The sequence below is a fragment of the Streptomyces sp. NPDC093544 genome (genome assembly GCF_040683495.1).
GTDB lineage: Bacteria > Actinomycetota > Actinomycetes > Streptomycetales > Streptomycetaceae > Streptomyces.
In genome coordinates this window covers 38,107-55,072 of the sequence record NZ_JBFBEA010000019.1, presented here as the reverse complement: position 1 = coordinate 55,072, position 16,966 = coordinate 38,107, and the positions used below count along the sequence as shown (strand labels likewise).

14 protein-coding genes and 2 pseudogenes are annotated in these 16,966 nt (G+C 69.3%); 8 read left to right on the top strand and 8 right to left on the bottom strand.

What is annotated here, in order from left to right:
• Positions 1-2: 2 nt before the first annotated feature.
• The 6 genes from AB0N66_RS27605 to AB0N66_RS27580 all read right to left on the bottom strand — a co-directional run bounded on the left by AB0N66_RS27605 (position 3) and on the right by AB0N66_RS27580 (position 5,549).
• Positions 3-452, bottom strand: a complete 450-nt coding sequence (locus AB0N66_RS27605; RefSeq protein ID WP_365439939.1) for a hypothetical protein — start codon at positions 450-452, stop codon at positions 3-5.
• Complete coding sequence (locus AB0N66_RS27600) at positions 449-1,309, bottom strand: fumarylacetoacetate hydrolase family protein (protein ID WP_365439937.1); 861 nt, start codon at positions 1,307-1,309, stop codon at positions 449-451. Before AB0N66_RS27600 ends, AB0N66_RS27605 begins: the two co-directional genes overlap by 4 nt.
• Positions 1,310-1,324: 15 nt before the next feature.
• Entirely contained in the window at positions 1,325-3,004 is a 1,680-nt protein-coding gene (locus tag AB0N66_RS27595) for an FAD-dependent monooxygenase (protein ID WP_365439935.1), read from the bottom strand.
• Entirely contained in the window at positions 3,001-3,552 is a 552-nt protein-coding gene (locus AB0N66_RS27590; RefSeq protein WP_365439933.1) for a VOC family protein, read from the bottom strand. Before AB0N66_RS27590 ends, AB0N66_RS27595 begins: the two co-directional genes overlap by 4 nt.
• Positions 3,553-3,634: 82 nt before the next feature.
• On the bottom strand, positions 3,635-4,741 hold the full coding sequence (locus AB0N66_RS27585) for an NAD(P)-dependent alcohol dehydrogenase (protein ID WP_365439931.1): 1,107 nt from the start codon (positions 4,739-4,741) through the stop codon (positions 3,635-3,637).
• Positions 4,742-4,769: 28 nt separating this feature from the next.
• Positions 4,770-5,549, bottom strand: a complete 780-nt coding sequence (locus tag AB0N66_RS27580) for an MBL fold metallo-hydrolase (protein ID WP_365439929.1) — start codon at positions 5,547-5,549, stop codon at positions 4,770-4,772.
• Positions 5,550-5,706: 157 nt separating this feature from the next.
• On the opposite strand from AB0N66_RS27580, the gene AB0N66_RS27575 reads away from it, so the two are divergent.
• Positions 5,707-6,669 carry an amidohydrolase family protein gene (locus AB0N66_RS27575; RefSeq protein ID WP_365439927.1) on the top strand — a complete coding sequence of 321 codons (963 nt, stop codon included), beginning with the start codon at positions 5,707-5,709 and terminating at the stop codon, positions 6,667-6,669.
• Positions 6,670-7,434: 765 nt separating this feature from the next.
• Here AB0N66_RS27575 and AB0N66_RS27570 read toward each other — a convergent pair.
• A complete protein-coding gene (locus tag AB0N66_RS27570) occupies positions 7,435-7,947 on the bottom strand; it encodes a hypothetical protein (protein ID WP_365439925.1) in 513 nt (170 codons plus the stop codon).
• Between AB0N66_RS27570 and AB0N66_RS27565 the strand changes: the two are divergent.
• The 4 genes and pseudogenes from AB0N66_RS27565 to AB0N66_RS27550 form a co-directional block, all read left to right on the top strand.
• Positions 7,920-8,728: pseudogene (locus AB0N66_RS27565) on the top strand (radical SAM protein); the annotation flags it as partial. The gene AB0N66_RS27570 and the pseudogene AB0N66_RS27565 overlap by 28 nt on opposite strands.
• Positions 8,729-8,876: 148 nt before the next feature.
• Positions 8,877-10,460, top strand: a complete 1,584-nt coding sequence (locus AB0N66_RS27560) for an alpha/beta hydrolase (protein WP_365439923.1) — start codon at positions 8,877-8,879, stop codon at positions 10,458-10,460.
• Positions 10,461-10,522: 62 nt separating this feature from the next.
• The gene (locus AB0N66_RS27555) at positions 10,523-10,921 is read left to right on the top strand and encodes a RidA family protein (protein ID WP_365439921.1); all 399 of its coding nucleotides are present in this window, start codon (positions 10,523-10,525) and stop codon (positions 10,919-10,921) included.
• Positions 10,922-10,962: 41 nt separating this feature from the next.
• Positions 10,963-11,487, top strand: a pseudogene (locus tag AB0N66_RS27550) (N-acetyltransferase); the annotation flags it as partial.
• A 16-nt stretch (positions 11,488-11,503) separates the two neighbouring features.
• On the opposite strand, the gene AB0N66_RS27545 reads toward AB0N66_RS27550, so the two are convergent.
• Positions 11,504-12,076 (bottom strand): adenylosuccinate lyase, encoded by a 573-nt coding sequence (locus tag AB0N66_RS27545; RefSeq protein WP_365439919.1) that lies wholly within the window; start codon positions 12,074-12,076, stop codon positions 11,504-11,506.
• A gap of 403 nt (positions 12,077-12,479) precedes the next feature.
• Between AB0N66_RS27545 and AB0N66_RS27540 the strand changes: the two genes are divergently transcribed.
• The 3 genes from AB0N66_RS27540 (at position 12,480) to ccrA (ending at position 16,965) form a co-directional block, all read left to right on the top strand.
• Positions 12,480-14,285, top strand: a complete 1,806-nt coding sequence (locus AB0N66_RS27540) for a 3-hydroxybutyryl-CoA dehydrogenase (RefSeq protein ID WP_365439917.1) — start codon at positions 12,480-12,482, stop codon at positions 14,283-14,285.
• 136 nt (positions 14,286-14,421) lie between these two features.
• Complete coding sequence (locus AB0N66_RS27535) at positions 14,422-15,237, top strand: TetR family transcriptional regulator (protein ID WP_365439915.1); 816 nt, start codon at positions 14,422-14,424, stop codon at positions 15,235-15,237.
• A 390-nt stretch (positions 15,238-15,627) separates the two neighbouring features.
• Positions 15,628-16,965: a crotonyl-CoA carboxylase/reductase gene (gene ccrA, locus AB0N66_RS27530; protein WP_365439913.1), complete on the top strand. Its 1,338-nt coding sequence runs from the start codon at positions 15,628-15,630 to the stop codon at positions 16,963-16,965.
• The last annotated feature ends 1 nt before the right edge of the window (position 16,966 follow it).

The window sequence follows — 16,966 nt, the reverse complement described above, 5'->3', positions numbered from 1 at the left end:
TTTCAGATGGTGTTGGTGTTTCCGGCGGCCAGTTCGCCCGCCAGTTCGCGGGCGACGCGGAGGGTGGCCGTGTCGTCGGCCAGGGATGCCTCGCGACGCAAAAGCCCGGTGATGAACGCCGCGCCACGCAGGTCCGGTCGGGGCGGGCCCAGCAGCATGTGGGTATGGGGACTGTTCTCGCCGAGGGAGTAGGTGTAGACCCGTTGCGAGCCGGTCACCCGGGTCACCGCCGCACTCAACCGGGCCAGGAGCGGGCCGAGTTCGGCGCTCTCGGTACCGTCCAGAGCGGCGAGTCCTTCGGTGTGCCGCAGCGTTTGGACCGCGACCCAGCCGGGCGCCGGCATGGCCGGGTGCATGGACACTCCCCAGTGCCCGGTCCGCAGCAGCCAGCCGGGATCCGCGGCACCGAGCTCCGCGGCCCGTTCGCAGAGAACGCATCCGTCGCTCGTCATGACTCCTCCTGCCGCAGTCCGGCATTCGGAGGAGCGATCGTGCTGGTCAGCGTGCCGATCCTGTCGAGGGTGACCGACACGACGTCGCCCGCCGCCAGGAACCGTCCGTCCGCGATGCCGGTGCCTCCCGGGGTCCCGGTGAGGATCACGTCACCGGCTTCCAGGGTCAGGAACGAGCTGACGTAGGCGAGGAGTTGGGGGACCGGGAAGATCAGCTCGGCCGTCGAGGAACGCTGCCGCACGACCCCGTTGACCTCGGTGGTGATGTCCAGCGCGTCGTGCAGGCGCAGTTCGTCGGCCGTGAGCAGGGCGGGCCCGAGCGGCTTGAAGCCGTCGAACCCCTTGGCGAGGGCCGGGCTGGCCATCGCCAGGGCCGGATTGTCACCCGCCTGGACGTCGCGCGCCGAGAGGTCGTTGGCGACCGTCCCGCCCGCGACGAAGTCCCAGGCGTCCCTCTCCGGAATGTCGCGGCCGTCCCGCCCGATCACGACGGCCAGTTCGCCCTCGTAGTCGACTCGTTCCGGCGCGGATTCCGGCAGGTGGACGTTGGTGTCCGGGGAGGTGACGGCGGAGCCGGGGATCAGGTGGAAGCGGGGGAGGGCGGGCAGTGGGCTGCCCGTCTCGGCCGCGTGGTCACGGTAGTTGAGGCCGATGACGACGATCTTGCCGGGCCGCCGCACGGGGGGTGCGAACGTGGCTTGCCGCCGACTGATCTCCTTGCGGACCCGCAGGCCCGCCACCTCGGCCAGCCGGCCTTCAACGATGAAGTCCTCCAGCGATCGGCCGGGGGCGTCGAGGAGTTGCAGTCCCTCGGGACCGACCCGCGCGATGCCGTCGCCGGTCTGTGCGAGCAGCATGATGTTCTCCGTTCCTCAGCTCGTGAGTTCCCGAGTTCCTCGGTCGTTGGCCGACCGACCGATGACCTGGTCCACCAGGGCGTCGGGGTCCGCCGGGCAGGCGTCACCGCGCCAGGCGACGATGCCGTCGGGGCGTACTAGTGCGATGGCGCACCCGTACACCTCGCGCGCGCCGTCGGCGCCGACCCACTCCTCGTCGAGGGGGATTCCCCGGGTCCGGAACGTCTGGGCCAGAGCTCCGCAGTCCACGGCGGGGGCGATGTTCAGCAGGGTGAAGCGCCCGCGGAACAGGTCGAGTACGGAGCTCCCGTCGGCCAGCGCGACGTGCGGGGCGCGATGCCCGGGGCGTGCGGTGGGCACGTACTTCTCCGGGTCGGCGGGGGGCTCCGGGGTCCCGTCCGGGACAATGAGCGGCGACTTCGTGTAGCACAGGCCGAGTTGGACGCCGAGGGAACGCCACTCGGTGTGCCGGGTGGCCACGATGCGCTCACCGGCCCGGTCCCGCGCCTCCTTCTCCGCCGGATCGTCCAGTGCCGGGTCGGGCAGGATCGCGTTGTCCGCGCGGTAGTTGTGCCAGGCGCGGCGGACCATGCGCTCGGCGTGTGGCCGGCGTTCGGCGGTGTACGTGTCGAGCAGGGCGTCCGGAGCCCAGCCCCGCAGCACGCCTTCCAGCTTCCAGCCGAGGTTGGCCACATCGCCGAGACCGGTGTTCATGCCATGCCCGCCCGAGGGCCACATACGGTGCGCGGAATCGCCCGCCAGCAGTACATGACCGGACCGGAAGGACTCGGCCACCACCGCGTCGCCGCTCCACTCCCGGGCGTCTAGCACCTCGACGTCCCGAGCCGTGCAGTCGAGCGCGTCGGCGACGGTGGCCCGCACCTCGGTGGCAGCGGGCGACTCCCCTTCCGCCAGCGGATAGGTGACGCGCCACAGATCACCGCCGTCGAGCGAACCGAGAATCATGCGACGGGGGTTGACCAGGTAGTACTGCACGGCCGGGGCGTGCGGTACGCGTTCACGCAGCCCGGGAAGGCTGACGAAGGCACCCTGCCAGCGGGCCCGGACGTCGGCCGAGTCCCGCAGCGATTCGATGCCCAGGGCCTTGCGGACAGGAGAGGCCGCACCGTCGCACGCCACCAGGTAGCGGGCCCGCACGGTCCTGCGGCCGTATGCCTGCGAGGAGAGCCGCACGGTCACGCCGTGCGTTCCGTCGTCGAACGCGTCGCAGGTCCACCGGTAGCGCAGGTCCACCGTGGGTTCGGCGGCGGCGCGTTCCCGCAGGGCGAGGTCGAACCAGAACTTCGGCCACCACACGCCCCCTTCGGGGCTCAGTCCGTGCGTGGTAGCGCGCCGGTCCGCGTTGCAGGGACGCGGGAAGCGCGCCAGTTCGTACGTCGTCATGCGGGAGACGAAGGAGATGTCACGCCGTTCGTCGGCGGGGAATCCGCTGCGCAGCACCTCGTCGGAGATGCCCCACCGGCGCAACAGCTCCATGGAGGCGGTGTCGACGGACTCCGCCGTCGGGTAGCGGACCACGCCGTCCTCGCGCTCGACGAGGAGCACGGACAGCCGGCGGGAGCCCAGTTCGATGGCGGTCGCGAGCCCCACGGGACCGCCGCCCACGATCACCACGTCATACGTCGTGTCGTTCGCGAGGTCGCCGGTGGTGCCCGGCGCGGAGGTGAGTCTCATCGTTCCCAGATCAATTCGCTCAGGTTCCGGCCGGCCCCCGCACCCTTGGCCAGCTGTTCCGGGTCGAGCGGGAAGCCATTGGGGTTGGACTTGAACGCGTCCGTCGCCATGAACGCCCGCATCTCGTCCCGGGAGGAGAAGTTCAGCGCGGACAGTTCGACCTTGTTCCCGTCCGGGTCCCGGTAGTAGAAGCTCGTGCCGGGCCCGTGGTTGGACGCCTCTACGGGGAGTTGGCCGCCGTCCTTGAGCGTGCGGTACAGGTCCACCAGCGCCTCTACGGACGGCGTACGCAGCTGAAAGTGGTGCAGACCACGGGAGGACGGGCCGGAGCCGACGTCCGCGCACTCGAAGACGGCGATGCGCTGGGTGTAGGGCGGATCGAAGTAGAAGTCGAGGAAGCAGATACGGGACGGCTCGTCCGGATCGTCCGAGGGAGGCGGCGTCATCTCCACGGTGCGCGGCTGATTGAGGAGTAGCGAGTAGAAATCACAGAGGCGGTCATATTCGGTCGTCCGCAGAACGACCTCGGACAGACGAATCCCTGACATGTCTTTCGTCCTTGCTTGAGGGTGAGAGCGGCTCAGTTGAGACAGATGGTTCAGTTGAGTCAGTGGATTGAGGACAGCTGAGTCAGTGGATGAGGACGGCCTTGACGGCAGTCCCGGAACGCACCTCGTCCACGGCCTTGTTGATGTCGTCCAGCGCGTAGGTGCGGATCATGGCCTCCAGTGGGAAGCGGCCCTTGCCGTGGAGGTCGAGGATGCGGGGTACGAGTACCGCCGGGGCCTGGTGGCCGACGATCGAACCGCTCACGGTCCGTCCTTCGAGGAGTGCGAACGCGCTGGTCCGCAGGTCCGCGTCCGGGGCGACTCCGAGGATCGCGGCGCTCCCCAGCGGGGCGAGGGCTGCCACGGCCTGCGACATCACTTCGGGTACGCCGGTGGACTCCACGCTGAAGTCGACGCCTGTTCCGCCGGTGAGCTCCCGTACCCGTTCGACCGTAAGGCCGTCCGTGGCGTCGATGACGTCGGTCGCGCCGAGGTGGGCGGCGAGGTCGAGCCGCGCGGAGTGCGGGTCGGTCACGATGATCCGCGCGGCGCCGGCCGCCGCGGCCGCCATGACCGCGCTCAGCCCCACGGCTCCAGCCCCGAAGACGGCCACCGTGCTGCCCGGCGAGACCTTCAACTGGTTCCAGACCGCCCCGGCGCCGGTGATGATGCCGCAACCGAGGGGAGCGAGCACATGATCGGGTACATCAGTCTCGCCGACCTTGATCAGGCTGCTGGGGCGGCACAGCCCGTACCCGGCGAAGGACGACTGCCCGAAGAAGTGATCGTGCACGGGCTCGCCCGCGGCGTCGTACAGCCCGACGCTGCCGTCGGCCCGCCGGGCACCGAAATTCAGCGCGAAGTGGAGGGGACAGTACGCGGGTCGTCCGCTCAGACAGTTCCGGCAGCTGCCACAGAAGCTGAAGCTGGCCACCACACGGTCGCCCGGCCCGAACCCGGTGACGGCCGCGCCGACCACCTCCACCACCCCCGCCCCCTCGTGCCCGGCGACGACCGGAAGGGGCGTGGGCATACGTCCGGCCGCCACCTCCAGATCCGTATGGCACAGCCCTGCCGCGGCGAAGCGCACCAACACCTCGTCCGGGCGGGGATCGCCGATGCTCAGCTCTTCCAGCTCGAAGGGATCGGCGCTGTCCGGCCGGCAGACCGCCGCTTTCACGCTGCCCATGGCAAGCCTTTCGGAGAATGTGGCCGGTTCATCGGAGCGTGACCGGCCGGAGTTCGGGGAAATGCGGCCCGACCAGCGGCGTTCCCGCGGCGCGCAGCGTCTCCAGCCAGGCCGCGCGGGTGGCCGCGGCGGCCGGTGCGTCCCAGTCGAAACCGCAGCGCCAGTGCGGGTGGTCCAGTGCTGCCGGGTGGTGGAACAGGTCACCGACGAGGGCGAGGCTCTGACCCCGCGACTCGATCAGCGCGACCGAGGCGCCCGGTGTGTGGCCCGGTGCGTGTACGAGACGCAGCCAGTCGTACGGCGAGACGGTGTCGCCGTCCCACAGCACGGCGATGTCGTGCAGCGGAGCGACCTTGTCGCGTACGGCGTCGTCGGCGTCCCCGTCCACGAAGTGCTTCCAGTCGGCGGCGTGGATGTGGTGCCTGGCCTGGGGAAACGTGGTGATTCCCGCAGTGGAGGCCCAGCCCACGTGGTCGATGTGGAGATGACTGAGGACCACGTCGGTCACGGAGCCGAGCGGGCAGTCCAGTTTGTCCAGCTGCTCCGGCAGGAGTTCGCAGACCGGGGGCAGCTCGCCGTCGGGCAGCAGCTGCGGGGCGAGCCCGCCACCCAGATCGAAGATGACGCGATGTCCGTGCCGGTCAGTGGCCAGGAATCCGCCGAACGGGATCTGAAGCATCCCGTGCCGGTCGAGGACGCCGGGCAGCGCCTGCCACACGGACAACGGCACGTCCGGATAGAGCAGGTTCGGCGGCATCGGTATGACGCCGTCGGTGAGGGGTTCGACTGTCACATCACCTATCTGCATGCCTCGACCGTAGCCATTAAAGTGTCGAGCGTCAATTTATTAACGTCGTGTTTTCAAGTATGCGACGCCAGATGCTTGAGATGGTGGCAGTTAAATTGACGAACAACAGTTTGCTATCTAGGCTCGGATACACACCCCGGAGCAGAGGAGCCGTGTCATGCCTGGTCAACGGATCGATGTCCACACTCACGGCGTGTCGGACGAAGCGATGATGGCGATCGCGGGCCGGGGCTTCCGGCCGACCGGCGGATACCGCATCTCGGTGCGCTGGACGCCGGAGGAGGCGCTCGCCTACATGGACCGGCAGGAGATCGCCGCCCAGCTCATGTCCATGCCGATCTCGTTCGCGGGGGCGGACGACGACCCGGACTTCGGGACCCGCCTGGCCCGGCTGATCAACGAAGGGCACGCCGAGCTGATCGCGAAGCACCCCGGCCGCTTCGGAGCCTTCGCGACACTTCCGGCGGACGGCCCCGACGAGGCGCTGGCCGAAGTCGCTTACGCGCTGGACGAGTTGAGGCTCGACGGAGTCGTGCTGACCTCGAACGTGCTGGGGCGCTACTTCGGCGACCCGTCACTCGAACCCGTACTGGCGGAGCTGGCGCGGCGCGAAGTACCCGTCTTCGTCCACCCGGAGGACTGCCCGTATATCGACGTCCTCGGCTTCGGCCGGCCGAGCTCGATCGTCGAGTTCCCCTTCGACACCGCGCGCACCATCACCAACGCGCTCTACACCGGCGTCTTCCTGCGGTATCCCGGGCTGCGGCTGATCCTGGCGCACTGCGGAGGGGCGCTGCCCACGCTCGGCTGGCGGATCGGTGAGCACACCGTCATGGGCCGGGGGCCTGACGACGCGGACATCGATCCGGACCATGTGGCGGAGGTACTGCGCGGGCTCTACTACGACACCGCGCTGGCCGGGAGCCGCAACTCCCTCCTGCCGACGCTCGAAGTGACCTCCGCCGACCACATCCTGTTCGGCACCGACTGGCCCGCAGCCCCGGAGCCCACGGTCGTCCGCAACATCGACAACCTCACCGGCTTCGACGGCTTCACCGAGGACGAGCTCCGAGGTGTGGAACGGGACAACGCGCTGAGGCTGTTCCCCAGGTTCGCCTGACACCGGGCGCGACGCCGAAGATTGGCCCGCCGCCCGGACGAACTGCTGAGCCAAGCTGACTTCGATCTCTGGCTCACTACCTACCCCCCAGCATCTGGTTCATCCGGAGTTGTCGGCAGCCACAGTCGGCGGGCCTCTACTTCATCGGGGCGGGAACGCTGAGGCCGGTACCGGGTCGGCGTCGGCGCTGTGCCAGCTTGAACCGGACGGCTACCCTACGGCGACAGCGGCCGCACCTCCGGCAGATCTTCGCCGTGCTCCCGCGCAGCCACACCGTTTCTCCTCTGCCGCGCGGCTGAAGAGCCGGCTCTCCCACGGATTCCAGTCCGGATCACTGCGCCGGCCCGCCAGCGGTTTCGTCTGGCTGCGCGCCAGCACCGACGGGGCTCGCTGGTATGAGGAGGCGGCCGGTCTGGCCGAGCTCTACCAGCAGAATCTGGACGAGGACTCCCCGCCGGAGCAGGTGCTGCTCCGGCGGGATGTGGGAGCGTGCGCTGCAACTGGAAACGCGAGCGCTGGACGCGGCCGTCGAGGACCCCGCGTGACGCGCCATGGGGGCGGTACAAGCGGGCCGTGGCGGTGCTGGCAGAGGCGGACGGCACACCCCCAGGCGAAGCCGCTGCCAATTGACTGGGAGACGCGCCGGACAATATCGACCCCAACAGGTCAAGGATTCGCAAACAACTGGCCCTGACCTGCATAACTTAGAGCGGCAGACGAGTCGGGCTGTACGCCGGGTTCTGTGCTGCCTGGGTGGTGCGGCAATCAGCTGTGCTGGTTGCCGTCCTTGGCCATCAAGGCCTTCGCCTGGTCGCTGCCGGCGGGGATGAGCTGGACCTGGTCGATCGAGTAGGCGAAGGTGCACCCGAGCGTGATCATGCTGTTCGACATCGAGATCGAGCCGGATCCCGGGTCAGTGCCTGTCTGGTCGGAGCCGTTGACGTCGTCCCAGAGCACACTGGTCCGGCTGTCGTTGATCGTGCCGGTCGAGAGAACCTGGTACTGATCCTTGTCGGTCTTGCCGTCCTTGACGATCGAGCCGCGCTTGACGATCGAGCCGTGCTTGATGTCGTCGAGGGCCTTCGTGGTCAGCTGGCACTGCTGGTCGCCAGCGGTGACGTTGATGTACGTGATCTTGTGGCCGTCGATGACGGCGATGCCGCCGCGCGCCCCGTCGGTGATGGAGATGTAGGCACCGTCGAAGCTGGAGGCCTGGCTGCTGCTGGGGCTCTGCGAGGAAGCAGCATCGCTGTGTGTACTGCTTCGCCCGCAAGACACACAGCTACCTGGACCTCGACTCAGGGCTCGACTTCGACTCCCAGATCGTGGTGAAGGTCAACGCGCCCGACCTGCTGCGCCGCCGGCTCGGCTCACGCCGCTGGCACGGCGAGCACATCGCGATGGGCACCAACGTCGACTGCTATCAGCGTGCGGAGGGCCGCTACCGGCTGATGCCCGGCATCATCGCCGCCCTGCGCGACCACGCGAACCCCTTCTCGATCCTCACCAAGGGCACGCTGATCCTGCGCGACCTAGACCTCCTGAAGCAGGCCTCCGAGGTCACCGACGTCGGAATCTCCGTCTCCGTGGGCTTCACCGACCCCGAGCTGTGGCGCACCGTCGAGCCGGGCACGCCCGCGCCGGAGCGCCGCCTGGACGTCGTACGCACCCTGACGGACCACGGCATCGGCTGCGGGGTCCTGATGGCCCCGGTGATCCCCTTCCTGGGCGACGACCCGGCCCAGCTGCGCGCCACCGTACGAGCGATCGCCGCGTCCGGCGCCACGTCCGTGACCCCGCTCGTGCTGCATCTGCGGCCCGGGGCGCGCGAGTGGTTCATGGCCTGGCTGGAGCACCACCCCCGCATCTCGTACGCCGTTACGAGCGGCTGTACGCGGAGGGCTCCTACGCCCCGAAGTGGTACCAGCGCCGGATCACCCGTCAGGTCCACGAGCTGGCCCAGGAGTACGGCATCGGTCCCTCGCGCGCGGGGATGCCGCGAAGGATCACCGCGCCCGAGCCGACGGCACCGGAGCCGACGCAGCTCACGCTCCTGTGAACGCGATCACCTGACGGCATCCGAGCGCATCCCGCGGCCCGATCGGGTCAAGTCTTGCCAGAACGGGTTCTTCCGGACCCCCTTTCCGGGACGATGCGGCGAAGGCCGTGGCGTGCACGGCTCAGAATCCTCCGTCCCGGGAGGCCCCATGAAGAAACGCGCAGCCGCTCTGTGCGGTGCTGCCGCCGTCGTGGCAGGGATGATCACGTCGGTCCCCGCCGACGCGAGCTCCGGCTCCGCGACCGCACCGCGCACCACCGAGACCGCGAAGCTCAGCTGGAAGAAGTGCGGCACGACCGCCTATCCGACGCTCCAGTGCGCGTCCCTGAAGGTGCCGCTGGACCACTCCAACCCGTACAGCGAGCGGATCACACTGGCGCTCTCACGCGTCCCGCACACCGCGAAGAAGTACCAGGGACCGCTGCTGGTCAACCCCGGCGGCCCCGGCGGCAGCGGGCTCACCCTCGCCGGATACGTCGCGTCCGCGCTGCCCAAGGCGGTGGCGGCGCAGTACGACGTCATCGGCTTCGACCCGCGTGGCGTCGGCGCCAGCAAGCCCGCCCTGGACTGCAAGCCGGGGTACTTCGACCCGGTGCGCCCGGACTCGGTGCCCAGCACCCCGGCGCTCGAGAGGGCCAACCTCGCGCGTGCCTCGTCCTTCGCGAACGCGTGCGCCACCAAGTACGCGAAGCTTCTTCCCTACATCGACACGGTGAGCGCGGTCCAGGACATGGACGCGATCCGGCACGCGCTCGGCGCCAAGCAGATCAACTACTTCGGGTACTCGTACGGCACCTACCTGGGCGCCGTCTACGCCAAGCTCTACCCGGACCGCGTACGGCGTCTGGTCCTCGACTCCATCGTCGACCCCACCGGCGTCTGGTACGGCGACAACCTCACCCAGGACTACGCCTTCAACGACCGCCACCTGGCCTTCATGTCCTGGGTCGCCAAGCACAACAGCACCTACAAGCTCGGCACCGATCCCGCCAGGATCGAGGCCAAGTGGTACGCGATGCGCGCGGCGCTCGCCAAGAAACCCGCGGACAAGAAGGTGGGCGCCTCCGAGCTGGAGGACACCTTCATCCCCGGCGGCTACTACAACGGCTACTGGCCCTACCTCGCCGAGGCGTTCGCCGCCTATGTGAACGACAAGAACGCGGACCCGCTGGTCGAGGCGTACGACAACTTCGCCGCCATCGACGCCGCCGGTGACAACGGCTACAGCGTCTACGCCTCGGTGCAGTGCCGTGACGCGTCCTGGCCGCGCGACTGGAACCAGTGGCGCGAGGACAACTGGGCGGTGTACAAGAAGGCGCCGTTCATGGCCTGGAGCAACGCCTGGTACAACGCGCCGTGCGCCTTCTGGCCGACGCACTCGCTCCGGCCGGTCGACGTCTCCAACGACGCCATCCCGCCGGCACTGCTCTTCCAGGCCACGAACGACGCGGCGACCCCGTACGAGGGCGGCGTCACCGTCCACAATCTCCTGCGCGGCTCCAGCCTGGTGGTCGAGCAGGGCGGCGGGAACCACGGCATCTCGCTGAGCGGCAACGCCTGCCTGGACAAGTACCTGGCGGCCTATCTGACCGACGGCAGGGTGCCGCGCAGCGGCGGTGAGGTCGACGCGGTGTGCCAGAAACTGCCCGACCCGGAGCCACTGAGCACCAAGGCGGCATCCACCACCTCACGCGGCTCGACCCTGCACGGCCTCCTCGGCTTCCGAGGCTGAGAACTCCGCCTGAACAGAGACCCGTCGGGGGCGTTGTCAGACCCATGGTCCACTCTGGACACATGAGCGAACTGACGCGGATTCCCGCCCCCGACGGGGTCGCCCCCGCCAGCGCCTACACCCACGTCGTGACGGGGACCGGCCGCTTCGTGGCGGTCTCGGGCCAGCTCTCTCTGGACGAGGACGGCAAGCTCGTCGGCGAGGGCGACCCGGACGCGCAGGCCCGCCAGGTCTTCGAGAACCTGCGCCGCTGCCTCGCCGCCGCCGGTGCCGGCTTCGACGACGTCGTCAAACTCACCTTCTTCGTCACGGACATGGCCCACATGCCCGCGATCCGCGCCGCCCGCGACGCGCACATATCCGCGGACCGCCTCCCGGCCGCGTCGGCAGTCCAGGTCGCCGCGCTGGTCCGGCCGGAGTTCCTGATGGAGATCGAGGCGTACGCGGTCCTGCCCGAGTAATCGAGAAGGCCCCGCGACCACCCGACGCCTAGGGTTCCGCCATGAGCGACCCCACCACCATTCGCGAGATGACCCTCGCGGACTGCCCCCGCGTCTCCGAGATCCGCATCCGCGGCTGGCAGAGGGCGTACAAGGGGCTGGTACCGCAGCCGTACCTCGACGCCCTCAGCGTGGCGGAGGATGCGGCACGGCGGCGCGAGCGCTTCGGGCGGGGCGGCGGCGAGGTCGTGAACCTGGTCGCCGAGCGGGGCGGTGAGGTGGTCGGCTGGGCCTGCCACGGGCCCTACCGGGACGGTGAAGTCCGCACCGAGGACGCCGAGTTGTACGCGATCTACGTCCATCCCGACCGGGTCGGCGACGGCGTGGGAAGCGCGCTGCTGAGGGAGTCGACCGGACGGTGTGCCGCCGGCGGGTACGAGCGGATGCTGCTGTGGGTGCTGAAGGAGAACATCCCGGCCCGCCGCTTCTACGAAGGGGCCGGGTTCACGCCCGACGGAGCCGAGGAACCCTTCGAAGCCGATGGTGTGGCGGTTCCCGAGGTCCGCTATATACGCGCACTCAGCGGCGCCCAGAGCGACTGGCCTAAGCCTTCGGCAACCGCGCCAGCGCCCGTACCGCCGCCTCCGCGAGGGCCGGGTGCGCCAGGGCCTCGTTGAGGACCGGTCTCGCGCGTACGTCGCCGAGTGCGCCCAGTCCCTCCACGCAGGCCAGGGCGACCCTGCGGTAGGGGTCGTGCGGGCGCAGTCGGCGTTCCAGCGTGGTGATCAGGGCGGGCGCGGCCTCGGGGGCGCGCAGCTCGGCGAGCAGGCGTACGGGATGCAGGGCGTAGGCGACGCGCAGTTCGTTGGTGGCGAGTGCGGCCGCCGCTCGGGCGGTGCGGGGGTCGCCGAGCCGGGACAGGGCGTACGCGGCGGACACGCAGCGCTGGGGGTCGCGGTGGTTGAGCAGCAGGACGAGCGCCTCGAAGGCCCGCCGGTCCCCGGCCACCCCGAGCCGGAAGGCGACCAACTCCCGGGCCCACAACGGCTGTCCGGGCTCGGTGAGCGCGGCTGCCAGCTCGTCCGCGTCCGCGGTCGCCACGAGACGGTCGTAGGTCTCCGAAGCCCTGGCCTCGGTCCGTAAACGCTCCGTGAGTGATCGCAACTCTTCGTCCATGACGAGGAGCCTAGGCAAACCGGTGAGGTGCGGGGACGTACATCACAAACTCGGGGACTGGCGCGCTCGTTACTGGCGGGTTAAGCTCAGACGAGCGAGTTACCCACTCGCGTTTTGCTCACGGTGGCCTGGTGACGCAGCCGCCGTGAGTGGTAGCACCTCCCACGCCTCCAAGGCAGTGGGGAAAGTCGGTTCGGTACTTCAGGTACCTCAGTACGACATGGCTCCGGGACAGAGCCGGTCGGCTTCACCGCTCGCTGGGCTCATGTGCTTCGCCCAGGGACGGCACCGGGCGTGTGCGCTCGTCAGCCCGGCATCACCCGCAACAACTTCCGCACCGTGTGCGCCTGTCGGCGTACCCGCGTGCGCTCCTCAGTCGTCACCCTCTCCCTGGAGTCCCGCGATGGCCACTCCCCTTTCCGACACCTCTCCGTCCCCACTGAAGACCGTCGCCGTCATCGGCCTCGGCACGATGGGCATCGGCATAGCCGAGGTCCTTGCCCGCGCCGGCCGCGAAGTCATCGGCATCGACATCAGCGAGGCCGCCGCCGCCCAGGCGGTCACGGCGCTCGAAGCCTCGACCGCCCGCGCCGTGCGCCGCGAGCGGCTCACCGAGCAGGAGCGCGACGACGTCCTGTCGCACTTCCGCACATTCAGCGACCTGGCAGCCGCGGCCGACGCCGACCTGGTCATCGAGGTGACTCCGGAGTCGTACGACATCAAGCAGCAGGTGTTCCGCGCGCTGGACGGCATCGTGCGTCCGGGGACGATCCTGGCCACTGGCACGAACGCGCTGTCCGTGACCCGCCTCGCCGCCGACTCGGCCCACCCCGAGCGCGTCCTTGGCCTGCACTTCTTCAACCCGGCGCCCGCGATGAAGCTCGTCGAGGTCGTCTCCTCGGTGCTGACCGCGCCGGCGGCCGTCGCCGCGGTCACCGACCTGGCCATCGAGCTCGGCAAGGAGCCCGTCGCGGTCGGCGACCGCCCCGGTTTCGTCGCCGACGGGCTGCTGTTCGGCTACCTCAACCAGGCCGCCGCGATGTACGAGGCCAAGTACGCCTCCCGCGAGGACATCGACGCCGCGATGAAGCTCGGCTGCGGGCTGCCGATGGGCCCCCTCGCGCTGCTCGACCTGATCGGCGTCGACACCGCGCGGACGGTCCTGGAGGCCATGTACGCCGAGTCGCACGACCGGCTGCACGCGCCCGCACCCCTCCTCAAGCAGCTCAGCGAGGCGGGCCTGACCGGCCGGAAGTCGGGGCGCGGCTTCTACTCGTACGAGGCGTCCGGCAGCGCGGTCGTCGTGCGGGACGCCCTGACCCCCCTCGAAGGCCTCGCCACGACACCCGGCCGCACGATCCGCTCCGTCGGTGTCGCGGGCTCCGGCACCATGGCGTCCGGCATCGCCGAGGTCTTCGCGAAAGCCGGGTACGAGGTCGTCCTCGCCGCCCGCAGCGAGGAGAAGGCGCAGACCGCCAAGGCCCGTATCGGCAAGTCGCTCTCGCGCTCCGTCGACAAGGGGCGGCTGACGGCCGAGGCGGCGGTTCAGACGCTGGACCGGATCACCCCGGCGGGCTCCTACGACGCCTTCGAGGACGTCGATCTCGCCCTGGAGGCGGTCGCCGAGGACCTGGAGATCAAGCAAGAGTTGTTCGCGACGTTCGACAAGGTCTGCAAGCCCGGCGCGATCCTCGCCACCACCACGTCCTCGCTGCCCGTCGTCGCCTGCGCCCGCGCCACCTCGCGCCCGGCGGACGTCATCGGCATGCACTTCTTCAACCCGGCCCCGGCGATGAAGCTCGTCGAGGTCGTGCGCACGGTCCTGACCGCTGACGACGTGCACGCCACCGTGCGCGAGCTCTGCGCGAAGATCCGCAAGCACCCGGTGGACTGCGGGGACCGGGCCGGTTTCATCGTAAACGCGCTGCTGTTCCCGTACCTGAACAACGCGATCAAGATGGTCCAGGAGCACTACGCGACGCTGGACGACATCGACGCCGCGATGAAGCTCGGCGGCGGATACCCCATGGGCCCCTTCGAGCTCCTGGACGTGGTCGGGCTCGATGTCTCGCTGGCCATCGAGAAGGTCCTGCACCGCGAGTTCCGCGACCCGGGGCTCGCTCCGGCGCCGCTCCTTGAGCATCTGGTGGCCGCGGGCTGCCTCGGCCGCAAGACGGGCCGCGGCTTCCGCGAATATGCCCGGCGCTGAGCGAGAGGGCGACTGGTCCGGCGACAGCGCCGACTGGGGCGGCCTGCTCGGCCCGCCCGGAAACCCCCCGCCCACGGAGGGCGGGGGGATCCCCGGACATGCGCACTCTCCTGCACATATGCAGTACGTTCGGGGCATGTCCCAGCCCGCCAAGTCCTCACGTACACCAGCCACGTCCGACGCGCCGGAGAGCGCCGCGGGCGGTCGCGCGGCGGCCCAGCGGCTCAAGATGCGTCGCGAGCTGGCGGCCGCGGCGATGGAGCTGTTCGCGACCAAGGGATACGAGGCGACCACCGTCGACGAGATCGCGGCCCAGGCCGGGGTCGCGCGTCGCACGTTCTTCCGCCACTTCCGTTCCAAGGAAGAGGCGATCTTTCCCGACCACGACGACACCCTGATCCGGGCCGAGGCCGTACTGAAGGCGGCTCCCGCGCACGAGCACCCGCTGGACACGGTGTGCCGTGGCATCAAAGAGGTCATGAAGATGTACGCGGCCCAGCCCGAGATCTCCGTCTCGCGCTACAAGCTCACACGCGAGGTGCCGACGCTGCGCGAGGCCGAGATCGCCTCTGTGGCGCGCTACGAACGACTGTTCACCCGCTATCTGCTGGGCCACTTCGACGAACACGCGCACGACGACGACGCCAACGACGACCCGCTGCTCGCGGAGGTCGCCGCGTCCGCCGTGGTGACAGCACACAATCACGTCCTTCGGCGCTGGCTGCGGGCCGGGGCCCAAGGGGACGTCGAGGCCCAGCTGGACCACGCCTTCTCCATCGTCCGCAAGACGTTCGGGACGGGGATCGGCGCCGGGCGCGACGTCGCGCCCCAGGCAGCACCGGCTTCCTCCTTCACGGAGGGGGACGTCCTGGTGACGGTGGCCCGCGTCGACGCCCCGTTGGACCAGGTCATGCGGACCATCGAGCAGGCTCTTCGGGAACGCTCGCAGTAGTTCACTGATCGCCGGACGTGCCCGATTTGGGCGCGTCCGGCTTTTTTGCGCCCCGAAATGGCCCCGCCTGATCGATCATCGCTCAAGTGTTACGTAAAGATTTCACCTGAGCGCAACTTCTGGCACTCCGTGCCTTGTCAGGTGACACGGCGTGCCATACGTTGAAGGAGTCCGGGCGGCCGGCGTGCAGAGACCCTTCGTACGTCGGCTGTCCCCGCAAGCCGATGGCGAGCGCGCCCGGACGCCTGCGTCACAGGCAAACCTCCGCGCCACAAAGCGCTGCCACCGCACCACCTCCGCCGAACCGACGGCACACCCCTCAACCCCAGCAGCAGCACCGACGTAACCCTCAGCGTCTTCCCTCAAGACGCCAGTCGCCGGAGGCACCACGTGAAGGAAATCCTGGACGCGATCCAGTCGCAGACGGCCACGTCCGCCGACTTCGCCGCTCTGCCACTCCCCGAGTCGTACCGCGCGATCACCGTGCACAAGGACGAGACGGAGATGTTCGCCGGGCTCGAAACCCGCGACAAGGACCCGCGAAAGTCGATCCACCTGGACGACGTTCCGGTGCCCGAACTCGGCCCGGGCGAAGCCCTGGTGGCCGTGATGGCCTCCTCGGTCAACTACAACTCGGTGTGGACCTCGATCTTCGAGCCGATGGCGACCTTCGGGTTCCTGGAGCGCTACGGCAGGCTCAGCGAGCTCACCAAGCGGCATGACCTGCCGTACCACATCATCGGCTCCGACCTCGCGGGCGTCGTCCTGCGCACCGGCCCCGGCGTGAACGCCTGGAAGCCCGGTGACGAGGTCGTCGCGCACTGTCTGTCCGTCGAGCTGGAATCGTCAGATGGCCACAACGACACGATGCTCGACCCCGAGCAGCGCATCTGGGGCTTCGAGACCAACTTCGGCGGACTCGCCGAGGTCGCGCTCGTCAAGTCGAACCAGCTGATGCCGAAGCCGGACCACCTGAGCTGGGAGGAGGCCGCCGCCCCGGGCCTGGTGAACTCCACCGCGTACCGCCAGCTGGTCTCCCGCAACGGCGCCGGCATGAAGCAGGGCGACAACGTCCTCATCTGGGGCGCGAGCGGCGGACTCGGTTCGTACGCCACACAGTTCGCGCTCGCCGGCGGCGCCAACCCCATCTGTGTGGTGAGCAGCCCCCAGAAGGCGGACATCTGCCGGGCGATGGGCGCCGAGGCGATCATCGACCGCAACGCCGAGGACTACCGGTTCTGGAAGGACGAGCACCACCAGGACCCGAAGGAGTGGAAGCGCTTCGGGAAGCGGATCCGCGAGCTGACCGGCGGCGAGGACGTGGACATCGTATTCGAGCACCCGGGCCGCGAGACCTTCGGCGCGAGCGTCTACGTCACCCGCAAGGGCGGCACCATCGTCACCTGCGCCTCGACCTCCGGGTACACCCACGAGTACGACAACCGCTACCTGTGGATGTCCCTGAAGAAGATCGTGGGCTCGCACTTCGCCAACTACCGCGAGGCCTGGGAGGCCAACCGGCTGGTCGCCAAGGGCAAGATCCACCCGACGCTCTCCCGGGTGTACTCCCTGGAGGAGACCGGGCAGGCCGCCTACGACGTGCACCGCAACCTCCATCAGGGCAAGGTCGGAGTCCTGGCGCTCGCACCCCGCGAGGGCCTGGGCGTCCGCGACGAGGAGAAGCGCGCCCAGCACATCGACGCCATCAACCGCTTCCGGAACATCTGAG

What these genes read in the sequence shown, in the direction of transcription:
- AB0N66_RS27560 (WP_365439923.1), top strand. Translation starts at nt 8,877, where the DNA reads ATGAAGAAACGCGCAGCCGCTCTGTGCGGTGCTGCCGCCGTCGTGGCA.
- AB0N66_RS27575 (WP_365439927.1), top strand. Translation starts at nt 5,707, where the DNA reads ATGCCTGGTCAACGGATCGATGTCCACACTCACGGCGTGTCGGACGAA.
- AB0N66_RS27595 (WP_365439935.1), bottom strand. Translation starts at nt 3,004, where the DNA reads ATGAGACTCACCTCCGCGCCGGGCACCACCGGCGACCTCGCGAACGAC.
- AB0N66_RS27590 (WP_365439933.1), bottom strand. Translation starts at nt 3,552, where the DNA reads ATGTCAGGGATTCGTCTGTCCGAGGTCGTTCTGCGGACGACCGAATAT.
- AB0N66_RS27545 (WP_365439919.1), bottom strand. Translation starts at nt 12,076, where the DNA reads ATGGACGAAGAGTTGCGATCACTCACGGAGCGTTTACGGACCGAGGCC.
- AB0N66_RS27555 (WP_365439921.1), top strand. Translation starts at nt 10,523, where the DNA reads ATGAGCGAACTGACGCGGATTCCCGCCCCCGACGGGGTCGCCCCCGCC.
- AB0N66_RS27540 (WP_365439917.1), top strand. Translation starts at nt 12,480, where the DNA reads ATGGCCACTCCCCTTTCCGACACCTCTCCGTCCCCACTGAAGACCGTC.
- AB0N66_RS27600 (WP_365439937.1), bottom strand. Translation starts at nt 1,309, where the DNA reads ATGCTGCTCGCACAGACCGGCGACGGCATCGCGCGGGTCGGTCCCGAG.
- AB0N66_RS27605 (WP_365439939.1), bottom strand. Translation starts at nt 452, where the DNA reads ATGACGAGCGACGGATGCGTTCTCTGCGAACGGGCCGCGGAGCTCGGT.
- AB0N66_RS27585 (WP_365439931.1), bottom strand. Translation starts at nt 4,741, where the DNA reads ATGGGCAGCGTGAAAGCGGCGGTCTGCCGGCCGGACAGCGCCGATCCC.
- AB0N66_RS27535 (WP_365439915.1), top strand. Translation starts at nt 14,422, where the DNA reads ATGTCCCAGCCCGCCAAGTCCTCACGTACACCAGCCACGTCCGACGCG.
- AB0N66_RS27580 (WP_365439929.1), bottom strand. Translation starts at nt 5,549, where the DNA reads ATGCAGATAGGTGATGTGACAGTCGAACCCCTCACCGACGGCGTCATA.